The organism is Sphingobium sp. TomMM7A (assembly GCF_055397305.1).
This window is the reverse complement of sequence record NZ_AP027311.1, coordinates 1701851-1717554: the sequence shown is the minus strand read 5'-3', so window position 1 is coordinate 1717554 and position 15704 is coordinate 1701851. Positions and strand designations below refer to the sequence as shown.

Genomic DNA, 15704 nt, shown 5'->3' with positions numbered 1-15704 from the left:
GCGCTCCGAATCCCGTGGGTGCACACAGTTGAATCCATTTACGTTTCGCAAGGCTAGCACATGAAAAGTCTTCCCAAAGTTGGTGAATTTGTAGAGCTGCGCGGGCGTCGATGGCTGATTGAGGATCAATTAGGCGACTCCCAGCGATCGCCATCATTCAAACTCAATTGTGTTGATGATGATGCGCAGGGCGAAACCGCCACTGTTCTTTGGGATGCAGAGATCGGCGCCCGATCGTTGGACGAAGAGCTGTGGCAGATGATCGGCGCGGAGGGTGCCGATGACGCACAGCTGTTCGCGGCCTATCTGCGCACCGTGCGATGGAACAGTTCCACCGCCGCAGACAGGGATCTTTTCCAGGCACCGTTTCGCGCAGGTATTCGGCTTGATGCCTATCAGCTTGCACCCTTGCGCAAGGCCCTGAGATTGCCACGCGTAAACCTCCTCATTGCGGATGACGTCGGTCTTGGCAAAACGGTTGAAGCAGGGTTGATCGTCCGAGAGATGCTGCTGCGTAAGCGGATTGATTTCATTGTCGTTCTGGCGCCGCCCTCGATGACGCTTCAATGGCAGGATGAACTGGCCAGCAAATTCGGCCTGTCGTTCGAGATCATCGACCGTGAATATCTGGCCGGCATGCGTCGATCTCGCGGGTTCGGGGTGAACCCCTGGTCCACCGGATCGCGATTTATCCTGTCGCACAAGCTACTCGGCGAAGAGACATACGCCTCTGGTCTGCGAGACCTACTGGGCAGTTTTCGTGCGCGTACCCTGCTGATTCTTGATGAAGCGCATCATTGCGCACCTGCTGGCGGCGGTCGCTATGCGATTGAAAGCCAGTTCACCAAGGCCGTGCGCGACATCGCGGATCGCTTTGAACACCGGCTGTTCCTCTCGGCCACACCCCATAACGGGCATCGCAACAGCTTCGCGACCTTGTTGGAAATTCTCGATCCGCAGCGCTTCACGCGCGGCATGGACGTGAAACCTGATGAGCTGGATCCCGTCATGGTGCGCAGGCTGAAGGCAGACCTACGTCAGTTGGGCGAGGCCTTTCCTCAGCGCGTGGTTGACCGCATTGCGATCCAGGGCCTGGCAAACGATGATCCCGAATTGCGGCTTGCTGAACTGCTGGCCGCATATGGCGATCTGCGGGAGCGGCGGATCGGGGCGCTGCGAAACGCCAAAGCCGCGCAGGCTCGGCTTGCATTCGTCGGATTGCAGCAACGGCTGCTTTCGTCGATCGCAGCATTTGCGAAGACACTGAAGGTTCACCGCAAATCGCTGGCACGGGTCGCGGCAGAGGGATTCCAAAGCGTTCCGCTTGCCGCCGCCAACGCCTTCGCCACGCTTGATGCCCCCGATCTTGAATTGCCAGAACGGGATGAAGAGGCCGCACTGACCTTCCTTGAGACGGACGAGAATGAAAGCGCGCAGGCGGCGACGGCGCTTGGCGCAACCGATGCGTCGCAAGGGCAGCTTCAGGCTGAAATCGAGGCGGTTGATGCGATGATCCAGATCGCCGACGCTGCGGCATCGCGGCCGGATGCCCGCATCCGCTGGATCGAAGACTGGTTGGAGCAACACGTCTTGACGGAAACAGGCTGGACAGATCGCCGCCTGATCATTTTCACCGAATACGAGGCTACTCGCCACTATGTCCAGCGCCAGCTGGAACGCGTCCTGATGGACCAGCCAAATTATCGCGAGCGCATTGCAACGTTTACCGGCGTTACCACGACAGACCGGCGGGAAGCGATCAAGCGCGCGTTCAACGATGCGAAATCACCGTTGCGGATCCTGATCTGCACTGATGCCGCCCGCGAGGGCATCAACCTCCAGCAGCAATGCCATGATCTGATCCACTTTGACCTGCCATGGAACCCATCGCGCCTCGAGCAACGCAATGGCCGCATTGACCGGAAACTGCAGCCGTCAAAAACCGTGAATTGCCGATACTTTGTCTATGAGCAGCGACCCGAGGACGTAGTGCTCGATGCCTTGGTGCGCAAGACGGAGATCATTCAAAAGCAGCTTGGTTCTGCCGGTCAGGTCATTGAAAACCGTCTGAGCCAGCGCATGGTCGATCGAGGCATTCTCCGCTCGGAGGCTAAAGCGCTGGCCAATGCCATCGCCAACGAAGAAGCGGATGAACGCGTTGAAGCGGCCGTGCGCGATCTGGGTGATGTTCCTGACGCACGGATGCAGCGGATCCGCGCCGAGCTTGCCGAACTCGAAGCCTCGCTGCAGCAAGCGCGAGAACGCGTCGGTGTCGAAGCGGATGAACTGGAAGCGGTGGTCGGTCTGGCGCTCGCCCGCGCCGGGGGCAACCTCTCTGGCACCTATGCGGATGAGATCGACGGCACGAAGACGTTCAATCTGTCACCTGAGGACGACGCGTTCGCCAAAGACCAGACGTGGCAGCCGGTGTTTGACGAATTGCGCGAGCGTCGCATCAAACAAGGCGAACGGGAAAGCCACTGGCGTACATCGCAGGATGCGCGTGTCCGCCGGATCAGCTTCAAGCCCGCCATCGATCCACAAGGCCGCGACGCGCCCGGCGTTGTCCAGGTCCACGTCGAGCATCGGTTGGTAAAGCGGCTTCTGTCGCGCTTTCTGACCGTTGGTTTTCAGTCAGACTTGAACCGCGCCTGTGTGATCCGCGCTTCCGGGCGGGGCACAAGGGCGGTGCTTTTGGGCCGACTAGCGCTATACGGGCCGAATGCCACCCGCCTGCATGAAGAGGTCGTGCCGATCGCAGCGATCTGGACGCGTGATGCCACAGCCGCACCGCTTCATCCCCTTTCGGCCAGTGAAGGCGCCGGACAACTGGTGTTGTCTGAATTGGAGGCCGCGTTGCACGGCATAGTTCAGGTGCCTGAAAAGGTTGTCGCTCATTTCAGCCAATGGATCGCCCAGGACGTTGGCGATTTGCGTCCTTCGCTCGAAAACACTGCCGCCGAGAGGCACGCCGTCGTCGCCAAGGAGTTGGCCCAGCGCGGCAAGGAAGAAGCAGCCGCGTTACGATCACTGCTCAAAAGCCAGATCGACCGAATCCAGAAAGAACAGAAAAAAGGCGATGCCGCGCAGTTTGAACTCGATCTCGACGAAACGCGCCAACGCGAAGCCGATCGCAAAAGCTGGGAACGGAAGCTGGAACGTTTGAATGCAGATTTGGAAACCGAACCGCGTCGTATTGCAGAAGGTTTTGAAGTGCGTGCCGCCCGCATCGAGCCGCTCGGCATCGTTTACCTTTGGTCGGGCGAGGTGAATTGACCGTGGCACAGATCAAGCCCGAACACGAATGGCTGGGGCATTTGCAGCCGACCGGCCTTGTCGTCTCAACGCTGGTCCTTGACGAACTGAACCTGGTTCCGCCTCCACAGGATGCGATCACCACCGCCGGCTATGCAGAATTGCTGCGCAGTGAAAAGGAGTTGGAGTCGCTTGGCGGGCCGCTGCTCCCGGACCCGTGGCGCCTGCTTGGCGACGTGCTTGAATGGCCTGCAACCATGGTCGCGGGCTTGCCGGACGGGGAAACTGTTCCCACCGATCTTTGTCATAGTCTCGATCCCGATACCTTCCTTCAGCCTACTTACGCCCTGAAAGGGCCGAAAGGTGAAGGCTGGCAAGCGATGGTGCGCGTCGAGGGTTACGGCATTGATCTCGATAAGCGCGGCGCCCTATCAGGCTGGGAAGCCTCCCCACACCAACGTTTTGAGCGTCTGCTACGCGAGACCGGTGTCGGCACCGGTGTTCTCATCGGCAATTGGCAGAAAGGCGAGCGCGAATATGCCGAGTTGCGCCTGATAACGGCACCCCGCGGTGAAACCTCTGGGTGGATCAGTTGGCCGCTGGGCGAAATGACATCGGTCGCCGGCCGCTCGATGCTCGGCGCACTCAAGCTGCTGCTTGGCCGCTTTACGTTGTTCAATGCAGCAGAGGCCGCCCGGCTGCCAGCACTGCTTCGCGCCAGTCGCGAGAAGCAGAATGCTGTATCGGAAGAGCTGGCCAAGCAGGTTCTGAAGGCGCTTTACGAACTGCTGCGTGGATTCGACGCGGCTGAGCCCGAATTGACGCGCAGAATCGCGACCAACGACCCACATCATCTGTATGAGGGCCTTCTGACGGTCCTGCTACGTCTGGTCTTCGTGCTCTATGCCGAAGATCGCGATCTCATGCCCTCGCGTCGCGACAACGGCGGCCTTGAGCTTTACGAGAACGGCTATGCCGTGCGCGGCCTGTTTGCCCGCCTCGAAAATGATGTCGCGCTCAATCCAGATACGATGGATGAGCGGCGCGGTGCATGGGGCCAATTGCTTGCCCTCTTCCGCCTGATACATCGCGGTCATGTATCCGGCTTCATGCAGGCGCGTGGCGGCAAGCTGTTCGACGATGCGGTCTTCCCGTTCCTGATGGGCAAGCAGGCCGCCTCGGACCCGGACCGGGTGCCCCCACTATCCGATGGCTGCATCCATCGCATGCTGGAATCGCTGATGATCGTGAACGGCGAGCGGCTGTCCTATCGTACGCTCGACGTGGAACAGATCGGCTCGGTCTATGAAACGGTGATGGGTTTTACTGCGCAACTGGCGCAGGGTCGCAGTATTGCGATCAAGGCGGGCAAAAACAACAAGACCCCGGTTTATGTGGATTGTGACACCCTGCTGGGCAAGCCCGTCAAGGATCGCGAGAAGACCATCAAGGAAACGACCGGGCGTGGCCAATTCCCGGCCAGTGTGTCGCGCGGACTGAAAGAGGCTTCCACCGTTGAGGCCATCGAAGCTGCTTTGGCCAATATTGCCGACGAACGGGGATCGCCCCATGGACGAGCGGTGGCCGTTGGCACGCCGATCCTGCAACCGACCGACGAGCGCCGCCGGACGGGTAGCCACTACACCCCGCGCAGCCTGACCGAGCCGATTGTCAGCAAAACGCTGGAGCCTGCTTTTGCCCGGCTTGGCAACGAGGCCACGCCGGACGAGGTGCTGAGCCTGAAGGTTTGCGATCCGGCTTGCGGATCGGGGGCGTTTCTCGTGGAAGCCACGCGGCAGATCGGCACGCGTCTGGTGAAGGCGTGGGAAGCGTATCCCAAGCTCAAGCCCGATATTCCACAAGACGAGGATGATGATCTGCATGCGCGCCGTCTGGTGGCGCAGCGCTGTATCTATGGCGTTGACCGCAATCCGATGGCGACCGACTTAGCCAAATTGTCGCTGTGGCTGGCGACGTTGGCGCGCGATCACGAGTTCAGCTTCCTCGATCACGCCTTGAAGAGCGGCGACACTCTTGTGGGCCTGAACAAGCAGCAGTTGAGCGGCGGCAGTTGGGACAATGCGCCGGTGCGCAGCTCGCTGATCGGGCAGGCCATTGGCGACCGCGTCGAGCGCCTGATCGCCCACCGTGAAGCGATCCGCAACGCGCCCGATGATGTGGCGCTAGCGATGCAGGAATCGCGCCACGCCATTGCCGAAAAGGATGCAGAGATCGTGCGCCTGATCGGCAACGCTATCGTTGCGGCCTTCTTCAAGCACGCCAAGCCCAAACAGCGCATGGACGAGGTGCGCTATGTTACCGCGATGGCGGGTACATCGAACTGGTGGGAGGGTCTCCGGAACATTGCCGCTTCGCTGGAAGGGGGCGACCACCCTGTCCGTCCGTTTCATTGGGAGATCGAATTCCCTGAAGTATTCTCGCGCGACAATCCTGGGTTTGACGCGATTGTCGGTAATCCGCCCTTCGCGGGCAAGAACACGACGATTGCTGGCAACCGCAAAAACTACCTGCCTTGGCTTCAAACCTTGCACGCGGGCGCACATGGCAATGCCGATCTTGTCGCACATTTCTTCCGCCGTGCTTTTGGACTGATCCGCGAGGGCGGAATGTTTGGCCTTATTGCGACCAACACGATCGGCCAGGGTGACACCCGCGATACCGGCCTCACCACACTCATCGGTCAGGGCGGGACAATCGCACAGGCAACGCGACGGCTGAAATGGCCCGGCGAGGCTGCGGTGGTGGTGAGTATGGTGCATATGGCGAAGGGCGTCGCGGCCTCGCCAGTGCTGGATGGCAGGCCGGTGCGGCGAATTTCGGCCTATCTGGTCGAGGGAGATCTCGACATCGCGCCAGAACGCTTGACGGCGAATGCCCGCAAGGCGTTTATTGGGTCTTATGCGCTCGGCATGGGTTTCACGTTCGACGACGCGGCTGCAGCCAAGGGCGAGGCTGAGAGTCTTGAAACGATGCGCGAGTTAATCACGAAAGACCCCCAAAACTCCCAGCGAATCTTTCCCTATATCGGCGGCGAGGAGGTCAATACCTCACCCACACATGCCTTTCACCGTTATGTGATTGATTTTACTAACTTTCCGCTGAAGCGGGATTCATCATTTAAATCTTGGTTTTTCAACGATGGCACGGACGCTTGCGAAGAACGCAGGAAGTTGTGGTTGCGTGACGGGAGTGTGCCAGAAGATTATCCGGAACCCGTTGCTGCGGACTGGCCGGATTTGCTGGACGTTGTTGAACGGTTAGTGAAGCCAGAACGGCTAAAAATTAAGGATGCCATCGGGAAGAAGATCTGGTGGCGCCTTCTTCGACGGCGGGATCGGCTTTATCGCACCATCGAGCCATTGGATCGGGCGTTGGCGCTATCTCGCGTCTCTCCGCAACTTGGCCTGACCCAGCTGCCGACCGGACAAGTTTTCGCGGAAACGGTCGTGGTCTTTGCTTTCGCAAACCTCGCTCCGCTTGCCGTGCTTCAATCTCGCGCGCACGAATTATGGGCACGCTTCTTCTCATCCACGCTCGAAGAGCGTCTCCGCTACGGGCCATCTGACTGTTTCGAGAATTTTCCATTTCCGAAGTGCTTTGAGGCTTCGGCAACGCTTGAAGTCGCCGGGCAAGCCTATCACACTCATCGGGCCGCGCTGATGGTCGCCCGCAACGAAGGTATGACCAAAACCTACAACCGCTTCCATAATCGGGCGGAAAAATCCGCAGACATCCTCCGCCTACGCGAACTTCACGCTGAAATGGATCACGCTGTGCTGAGCGCCTACGGATGGAACGATCTCGCCATCCACGCCCAAGCCGAATTCATCGAGCAAGAGGCTGATGACGGCAAAAAGCCAAAGACACGCCTCGACTGGCCCTCAAACTTCAAGGACGAAGTCTTCGCTCGCCTCCTCGCCCTCAATGCCGATCGCCACGCAGAGGAGGTCCAACTCGGTATTGCGCCGGGTATAAATGGACATTTCGAGGTCGAAGAGGACGAGAATGCTCCCGACGAGGAACTCGCCGAATAGCCGTGCGTCAAAAGCCAGGTATGAGGGGCAGCGCCACTTATATGGGTGACCTTGAACTGTGTTGCGGGCGCCAGTCACGGGGAGGCGCCTGCTTGCGTCAGTTCCTCGCATCGACTGATTCGCAATATAATCTTGCAATCTTATATTTGCAAGATTATGGCTCTTGACCGGAGGGAGAATCGTCATGTCCACCGCATTGATCGGCAGGCGCCTGAAGGCGCTGCGTGATGCTCGCGACCTCAATCAGGATAAGGTTGCCGAAATTCTGGGGGTCAAAGACCGCCAGACCGTCTCCGCCATCGAGAATGGCGAGCGTAAGGTTAAGGCCGAAGAGCTGCTAGCGCTGGTCGAAGGGCTTGGCGTGGAGCTCGATTATTTCACCGATCCCTTCCGGCTTGAGGGCGAAGGCAGTTTTTCGTGGCGTCGCGGCAAGGATGTGGCTGCTCAGCGGCTCGATCAATATGAGCGCGATGCTGGCCGCTGGATTGCCGCGTTTCGGGAACTCGCGCCACGGGTAGGCCGAGACGTGCCCTTGATCCGCCCGCAGCTGCCGCTCGACAAGTCATCAACCTTTGGTGCCGCAGCCAACGCCGGTGAACGCTTTGTGGTGGAGTACGAACTCGGCTTAGCGCCAGCCGTTCGCCTCGCCTCCGTGATGGAGGAGAAGCTGGGCATTCTTGTTCTGATGGTCGACGCAAAGGACGGCATCTCCGGTGCTGCGTGTTCTCTGCCCGAAGTCGGGTCAGTCTTGATCAATCGGCGTGAAGGCAAAGGCCGCCGCAATTTTGATCTTGGCCACGAGCTTTTCCATCTGATGACGTGGGATAAAATGCCGCCGGAGCGCAGTGAAAACACCAGCGGGAAAAAGAACCATGTCGAAAAGCTGGCCGACGCGTTCGCTTCGGCCGTTCTAATGCCTCGCGCCTCTCTGGACGGCACGGATTGGCGAAAATTGGATCGGGATGATCTGATCAGAACGATCAATCGGCGTGCTACAGAATTGGGGGTCAGCGCCGACGCTTTGCGCTGGAGGCTCGCCTCGACCGGAAACCTGACACAGGCTGGTGCCAGAGACATTCCAACGGATGCACTTCGCCACAACGGATACGTCGGCCTTGATGAGCCGGAAGTCCCGTTGTTCTCGCATCGGTTCATGCAGGTGATCGGTGACGCGATTGAGCAAGGCCTGGTGTCCAAGCGCCGAGCGGCGAAATTGCTGGATCAGGATATCGATGACCTGGGCGAGTTGTTCCGCATACACGAACTTCCCGTGCCTGAGGGTCTATGAACGATGGCACGAACCAAAGGGCCGATCCTGCTGGATAACAACGCGATCGGCGACGCCGTTGATCTTGGCGTGTGGAATGGCCTTCTGGGCGCATATGCCGGACAGATCGAGACAGTGGAAGAAGTCAGCGAGGAAGCGGGAACCTATTTCCGCAAGAAGGCCGGACAAGCCCAATTGATGGCCAGCATGGCTAAGGTGGCAGTCAACGAGGTTTCTACCACCGAACGAGTTCGTCTGAGCATCAGGCTTGAAGACATTGCACTCGATGATGGCGAGCGTGATCTTTGGGCACATGCCTGTGGCCGCGATGATGGCTGGATCCTGTGCGGCCCGGACAAAGCCAGTTTGCGCGCGGCGGTCCGTTTGGGTCTGCGCGACCGGTTGATTTCTCTGGAACAGTTGCTGGAGGATGCCGGGTTGAAGACCAAAGGCTTGCGGCAGCACCAAACGAAAAAGTGGCTCGATCAGACGCTGAGTCAGATTGTGGTCGAGGAGGCATTGAAGTGAGCAGCATTGAAGTCCGCACCGAGCTGTTTCACCGCCTTCGGCGCGATCTGATTGGTCCGTCTGCCCATGCGCCGGACGCACACGACGATAGTGATTTGGCGGAAGAAAGGCTCAAGGACCATCCGTCGCGCTGGTATCTCAGCGGCTTCATAGCGCCATTTGACAACAGTGATGAATCCGAGGTCGAGGTTGATCCGGTCGAGGGCGACGATCATTTGGCATTAAACCCCGCAGGCAGCGGCGCAGGCGGCGCTGCGGGCGACGATGAAGCGCCCGAGCCTTCCAGCACGCATCGACGGTTCTTGCCGTCGTCAATCGGTCTGACGGCGATCTTGCCGGTCGGTGCTCGGACGATTGAGGTCGAACTGAACTGGGGCGACTATGTCGCCGAGCCGCCATTGCCGCAAGCCGTGCTGGAAGGGCAGAGCACCGCACAACCTCAAGTCGAATGGCTGCGTCGGCCACGTCGCGCCCGATTTGAAGTGCCTGTGCCTGCTTCTGGTGAGCTAAAAAACCATCTGGTGCCCGATAGCAGCGCGCCAGCTGTGCCCGGCGGCGGAGCACTCGAGATTTCCATCCAGTGCCGCAGCATGACCATTACTCCGCCCGGTGGAGTGCCCACCGAGCAGAACGTCATCAGCGTATTCGTGACTAACAAGCGGCGGTGGGTTGCGCGCCGATATGCCGATTTGACGTTTGCGTTTCAGATCGAACTGGCCCTGCATTCCCTTGAGGGCTTTTGTGCCCAACATGACCTGTCGCGCTATCATGCCGGCGATCCCGACGATCGCCTTGCTGACCTGCACTACCGCGATGTTGCCGCATATTCCGTAGGTCGCAATGCCGCTGCCGAGTTTACTCCGGATTCGGATGGTGCTGTTCACTGTGTTCGCACGACGGCCTTACCGCGTGCCGCGGTCGAACGGGTCGAGCCTGCCAAGGTTGCGGACGTTACCTTCGGCATGCGCGATTTGGCCGAACTGGCTGCAACTGGCGGCGATGCGCTGATCGCAGGCCTACAGCCGCTTATTGCTAGCTATGCCAAGTGGTCCGGCGGACAGAATCAGTTGATAGCCGCTGACCCCAAAATTGCTCAAGCACCGCTAAGGGGCGAAGTAGCGCAAGCGCTGGTTGATGCCCAATCGGCAGCATGTGCTCGGATCGAGGCTGGCATCGCGATGCTGGGTAACGACGGCCGGCTTCGCCGGTCGTTCGAGATTATGAACCGCGCCATGGAAATGGCGGCTCGGCAGCGGAATTCGTCAAGCAGCGGTCGCCCGCCCGAGAATATGGACGCACCAACCTGGCGCCCATTCCAGTTGGCCTTCATCCTGCTGAACCTGTCCGGTCTGTCGGAGAAACAGCACGATGATCGAAAGATCGTCGACCTGCTCTTCTTTCCGACAGGCGGTGGCAAGACGGAGGCCTATTTGGGCCTAGCCGCCTTCACGATTGCGCTTCGGCGCATGACTGGTCCGGGGCTATTGGGAGCCGGGGTCAGCGTCATCATGCGCTATACCCTGCGCCTTCTGACGTTGGATCAGTTGGGCCGTGCTGCGGGTCTCATCTGCGCTCTGGAATTGATGCGCACGGCTCCGGAATTTCAGAAAGATGGTCGCGCCCTTTTGGGAGATTGGCCAATCGAGATTGGCCTTTGGGTAGGGTCTGATGCATCGCCGAACGTATTGGGCGGCAAAGGCAACAGTGGCGACGGCACCGCCGTCAAAAGGGTGCGCAATTACAAAACCGGGCGCGACAAACGTGCACCGGCACCGATCAAGCAATGCCCATGGTGCGCGACGCCGTTTTCGCCAGACACCTTTCACTGCGTTCCCAACAGCGATCTGCCTCAAAACCTTGAACTTCGCTGTACCAATGTGACCTGCGCGTTCACCGGCAACCGCGCCTTGCCAATTGTGATCGTGGATGAAGCGATCTATCGTCGGCTGCCCGCATTCATTATCGCCACGGTCGATAAATTCGCGGCGTTGCCGTGGAAGGGAGAAGCGGGCTCATTCTTTGGGCACGTTGACCGCTATGATGCCATTGGATTTTATGGGGCAGCTGAACCAAATAAGGGGCGCCCGCTGCCGAACAGCTTCGCACTCGACCCGCCAGATTTAATCATTCAGGACGAATTGCACCTGATTTCGGGTCCGCTCGGCACCGTCGCAGGACTTTACGAGGCGGCGATCGATCGACTGGCGTCTCGGGGATCCGTCGGTCCCAAGATTGTGGCTTCAACTGCCACGGTACGTCGCGCAAGCGATCAGATCAAGGCGCTGTTCAACCGGCAGCGCACCGAAATTTTCCCGCCCCCGGGAATCTCGCGCACTGACAGCTTTTTTGCGGTAACGGTGCCGGAAACCCGCAGTCCTGCGCGCTGGTATGCTGGAATTGCCGCAGGAGGACGCGGGCCGAAACTTGTGTTCCTTCGGACGCTGACATCAATGCTTGCCGCATCCGCCTCCATGGCGAAAGATGATCCCAACGGGGCTGATCCTTACATGTCTGCGCTATGCTATTTCAATGCCTTGCGTGAATTGGGTGGCGCTCGGCGCATCGTGGAAGACGAAGTTAGGGCGGGTCTCTCGAACTATGGGGACGAGCGCGTCCGGTGTGATTCGATCGCCAAACCGTTTGCGAACCGCTCCATTGGCGAGCCGCTCGAGCTGACCTCGCGCGTGTCGACCGATGAGGTCGCCGAAGCTAAGAAGCGACTCGAACAAATGTTCGCGGGATCGCCCGACCATGTCGACGTGGCGCTTGCCACGAACATGATTTCGGTCGGACTCGATATTACGAGATTGGGTTTTATGCTGGTCCAGGGGCAGCCCAAAACTGCGGCCGAATATATCCAGGCGACCAGTCGCGTTGGCCGCGACCACAATCGCCCTGGCCTTGTGCTGGCTGTGCTCAATCTGCACAAGCCACGTGATCGGATGCATTTTGAGCAATTTGCCCATTTCCATGCCAGCTTTTACAGGGCGGTTGAAGCCACAAGCGTTACCCCTTGGTCCGCACGCGCGCTTGATCGCGCTCTCGCGGCAGTTGTGGTGGCCCTTGCGCGGCATCTGCGCCCGCATCTCACGCCCGCCGGCGCAGCAAGAGAAATCGCCGGAGATCCTGCACTTCAGCTCGAAGTGGCCGATTACCTTTGCGCACGAAGTGGATCGGCTGTGGTCGGGGGGGCTGAGGCATTGCGGCAACAGATCGCAGCTCTGTTTGCGACGTGGGAAGAACTAATTGACGAGCAAACGGTGGCAGGCGGTAGCTTCACCTACGACAAGCGTGACGGCGGTGGTCTGCTCCATGCTCCGCTGGCCAAGGAACTAGCTGAACTTGATGGGCGGTATCACAGTTTCATCGCCGGGTGGAGCATGCGCGATGTCGAGCCCGGCGTTCGGCTCAAAACACGTGGGCCTAGGGGGCAACTAATTGGCAATGCAAAGGACCTGATCTGATGAGCGATACATCCGCCAAAGCGGAGCTGCGGCTGTCTCAGGTGATCACCACTTATGGTCCGGGCGCTATGGTCGATTTGCCTTCGCGTTCAGTGATCGTTGGCGGCCTTGATCGCTGGAACATGGACACCAAGGGTAGTTGGTACACTATCAACGAGCCTCGGGCTGTTCAGCTTTTAGAAGAGCGCCTTAGCCAAGAAAACGGTCCGCTGAAGCCGGGTGTGCGTCTTACGCTCAGGTCGCCCCCTGTTGACCCTAAGCTGCCGGGGCGAGAACCTCCGGGTATTGAAGCGACAGTATTTCCCTGCTGGTTCATCGTCAACGAGGACGAGCAGATTCAAGGTGGCCGCCGTCGTCGCCTTGTCCACTGGGATCATCTCGATCCTGTAGGCGGGCGGACCAAATTTGTTAACGACAGCGGTAAAAAGGTGGACGTAACGCCTATCCGTTTTGTCGCAGCCTGCCGCAAGGGGCACATTCAGGATATCGATTGGCCATGGCACATCCATGGTGGGGCCAAATGCGCCGAACCGCTGTGGCTTGAGGAGCGCGGAACCACTGGCGACCCTCGCAATATCCGCATAGCATGCGGTTGCGGGCGCGATCTGTCGTTGCAAGATGCCCAGATTCCTAATCGTTTCGGCAAATGCCGAGGCAGGCAGCCGTGGCTAGAGCACGACGCAGAAGGCGGGTGCACGGAGAGCTTGCGCTTTTTGACGCGCAGCGCAACTAACGCCTACTTCCCTCAGGTCTTGACGGTGATTTCGCTCCCGGCCGCAGAGGATGAACTGTCCCGCCTGGTTCAAGAGCACTGGGATCAGCTGCGAAAAGCAACCAACATCACGATTCTGCCTATGATTCGGATGATTGATGAAGTGGTTGGGGCTGCATTCAGGGATTTCAGTGACGAAGATCTTTTCGCGGCCATTGAGCGCCAAGAAAAATCACTCGTTCAGAGCTTGGATAAGAAGCCTAAATATGCAGAGTTCGAAATGCTCGCCTCGGGAAGGTCCTTGATTGGAGAAAATCGCACGGATTCAAAGCTCCACGCCGAAACGTTGAACCGTGCAGCTTGGGGCGGCGATAATGAGAGGCTCCAGGGCATCGCTTCTGTTGTCAAAGTCCATAGGCTGCGTGAAGTTTCATGTCTTTACAGCTTTACCAGGTTCGAAGCTGCGCCATCAGCTATTGACGGCGACATAGAAGAAATCACGATCTCCGTTGATGGCGCCGCGATTACATCCGAACTCACATGGCTGCCTGCAATCGAACAGTTTGGCGAAGGAATTTTCCTGAATTTCAACAGTGACTCGATCGGCGAATGGATCGCAACCGCTGGCGTTCAAAGCCGGACTGACACCCTTCGCCAAGGTTTTGGACGGTGGGTGGATCAGCGGTTCCCAGATCGAGCAATGCGTCCGGAATTTCCGGGCGCAACCCGATATCTGTTGCACAGTTTCAGTCACGCCGTGATGACCGAAATGGCACTGGAATGCGGTTATCCCACAACGTCACTCAAGGAGCGTATCTACGACATGCCCGGTGAAGGTGGCCAGAATCATTGTGGCCTTCTTCTGTATACTGCGACCGCTGGTTCCCAAGGCACGCTGGGGGGGCTGTTGGCAATAGTTCCCAGACTTTCAGAAATTATCCTCCGTGCCCTAGCAAAGCTGGAAATCTGTTCGAGTGATCCAATTTGCTCAGAAAATGCACCAGAGAATTATCGCGATGACCGAGCCGTGCATGGCGCGGCATGCCATAGCTGCTTATTTGTTCCAGAAACCAGCTGCGAATATCGAAATCTGTTTCTCGATAGATCCCTCGTTGTTCCTACAATTTCGAGTTCCATCAGCAGTTTTTTCGAAGTGAGATGATGAAAATGTCACCTTCTGCAGGCTCGTGTGCTGACCAGCATGGGCTACCCATTCCCGTGATTAGCCTAAAGCGACGCAGGAATGCCTGCGCGCTGTACACATTACTTTCCGAACGCGACGTTGCTGAAATTCTGACATTCGCGGGACTTCTTGCGAAGGCGAATTAGAGCGCGGATGATGGAGGCAGAGCTATGACTGATCGCATGGCAAAACTGGACCGGCTTCTCGCGCTGGTCCACGCCCTCTCCGAAACGACCGAGGGCCTGACGCTAGATGATATGGCGGTTCGTCTGGATGTGAACAGGCGTACGGCGGAGCGCATGCGCGATGTCATCGCCAGGCATTTCGACCTTGAGGAGATTACCGACGATCGCCGAAAACGCTTCCTGATCCGCGATAGTCTTCGCCGGGTCTACACCCGACCCACCCCCGCAGAAGTTGCCGCATTGCAAGCCGAGGTAGATGGGCAGAAGGCCGCCGGTCGTGTTGCTCGGGCCGGGCAGCTAGCGAGCCTTCTTGCCAAAGTAAAAGGCGCCTTGGACGATCGCGAGAAGCGGCGGATCGATCCAGACCTGGATGCGCTCGCGCGACTGCAGCGGACCTTAGTCACCGCTGGCCCGGTCGCGTCGGTTAATCCGGAGACCATCACTCTTGTACAAAGCGCGATCCTTGCGGGGTGCTGCGTGGAATTTCATTACGCGACCGAAGAACGGCCGGAACCACGCTGGCGGCGTGTGATCCCTTATGGCCTTGTCCATGGATCATTGACCTATCTACTCGGCAAATTGCCGGGAAGGGATGACGATCCTGTCTATTTTCGACTGGATCGTATGACCGAGCCTAAGCTGAGCGATACGCTTGGCTGTGCGCCGGACGACTGGGACATTGATAGCTGGTTGGCGGAGAGCTTCGCTGTTTGGCGGGATGAGAAACAAGATGTGGTGCTGCGGGTGAAGGCGTCAGCCGCGACGCGTGCGCGTAGCTGGCGCTTCCATCGCCATCAGCAGATCGAGGTTCTCGCAGATGGCCAACTGCGCATCCGCTTCACCTCGGGAGGCATGCGGGAGCTAGCGGAACACCTGTTCGGATGGGGCGGCGAATTGGTGATCGAAGCGCCGGAGCAGTTGGTAGTGACGATGCGCGAACGTCTGCATTTGGTTCGAACGATGCTGCCAGATGAAGTTGCGGCATCGACACGACCAAATTTGTCGTAAATGGGTGCGAAAAAATCACCATGATGATTCGCTGCACCTTATTCCTG

7 protein-coding genes are annotated in these 15704 nt (G+C 58.6%); all 7 read left to right on the top strand.

What is annotated here, in order from left to right; all coding sequences use genetic code 11:
• Nucleotides 1–60 precede the first annotated feature (60 nt).
• The 7 genes from drmD (at nucleotide 61) to ACZ5ZH_RS08530 (ending at nucleotide 15657) form a co-directional block, all read left to right on the top strand.
• Entirely contained in the window at nucleotides 61–3276 is a 3216-nt protein-coding gene (drmD, locus tag ACZ5ZH_RS08560) for a DISARM system SNF2-like helicase DrmD (RefSeq protein ID WP_464771223.1), read from the top strand.
• 2 nt (nucleotides 3277–3278) lie between these two features.
• Nucleotides 3279–7310, top strand: a complete 4032-nt coding sequence (locus ACZ5ZH_RS08555) for an Eco57I restriction-modification methylase domain-containing protein (protein ID WP_464771222.1) — start codon at nucleotides 3279–3281, stop codon at nucleotides 7308–7310.
• 184 nt (nucleotides 7311–7494) lie between these two features.
• Nucleotides 7495–8598 carry a helix-turn-helix domain-containing protein gene (locus tag ACZ5ZH_RS08550; RefSeq protein ID WP_464771221.1) on the top strand — a complete coding sequence of 368 codons (1104 nt, stop codon included), beginning with the start codon at nucleotides 7495–7497 and terminating at the stop codon, nucleotides 8596–8598.
• A 3-nt stretch (nucleotides 8599–8601) separates the two neighbouring features.
• Nucleotides 8602–9105, top strand: coding sequence for a hypothetical protein (locus ACZ5ZH_RS08545; RefSeq protein ID WP_464771220.1), 504 nt, complete (start codon nucleotides 8602–8604; stop codon nucleotides 9103–9105).
• On the top strand, nucleotides 9102–12569 hold the full coding sequence (gene drmA / locus ACZ5ZH_RS08540) for a DISARM system helicase DrmA (protein ID WP_464771219.1): 3468 nt from the start codon (nucleotides 9102–9104) through the stop codon (nucleotides 12567–12569). Before ACZ5ZH_RS08545 ends, drmA begins: the two co-directional genes overlap by 4 nt.
• Nucleotides 12569–14443, top strand: a complete 1875-nt coding sequence (drmB, locus tag ACZ5ZH_RS08535; RefSeq protein WP_464771218.1) for a DrmB family protein — start codon at nucleotides 12569–12571, stop codon at nucleotides 14441–14443. Before drmA ends, drmB begins: the two co-directional genes overlap by 1 nt.
• A gap of 320 nt (nucleotides 14444–14763) precedes the next feature.
• Complete coding sequence (locus ACZ5ZH_RS08530; RefSeq protein WP_464771217.1) at nucleotides 14764–15657, top strand: helix-turn-helix transcriptional regulator; 894 nt, start codon at nucleotides 14764–14766, stop codon at nucleotides 15655–15657.
• Nucleotides 15658–15704 lie beyond the last annotated feature (47 nt).

Excerpts from the sequence above, each read along its gene's own strand:
- drmD (WP_464771223.1), top strand. The coding sequence starts at position 61 with ATGAAAAGTCTTCCCAAAGTTGGTGAATTTGTAGAGCTGCGCGGGCGT.
- ACZ5ZH_RS08550 (WP_464771221.1), top strand. The coding sequence starts at position 7,495 with ATGTCCACCGCATTGATCGGCAGGCGCCTGAAGGCGCTGCGTGATGCT.
- ACZ5ZH_RS08545 (WP_464771220.1), top strand. The coding sequence starts at position 8,602 with ATGGCACGAACCAAAGGGCCGATCCTGCTGGATAACAACGCGATCGGC.
- drmB (WP_464771218.1), top strand. The coding sequence starts at position 12,569 with ATGAGCGATACATCCGCCAAAGCGGAGCTGCGGCTGTCTCAGGTGATC.
- ACZ5ZH_RS08530 (WP_464771217.1), top strand. The coding sequence starts at position 14,764 with ATGCGCGATGTCATCGCCAGGCATTTCGACCTTGAGGAGATTACCGAC.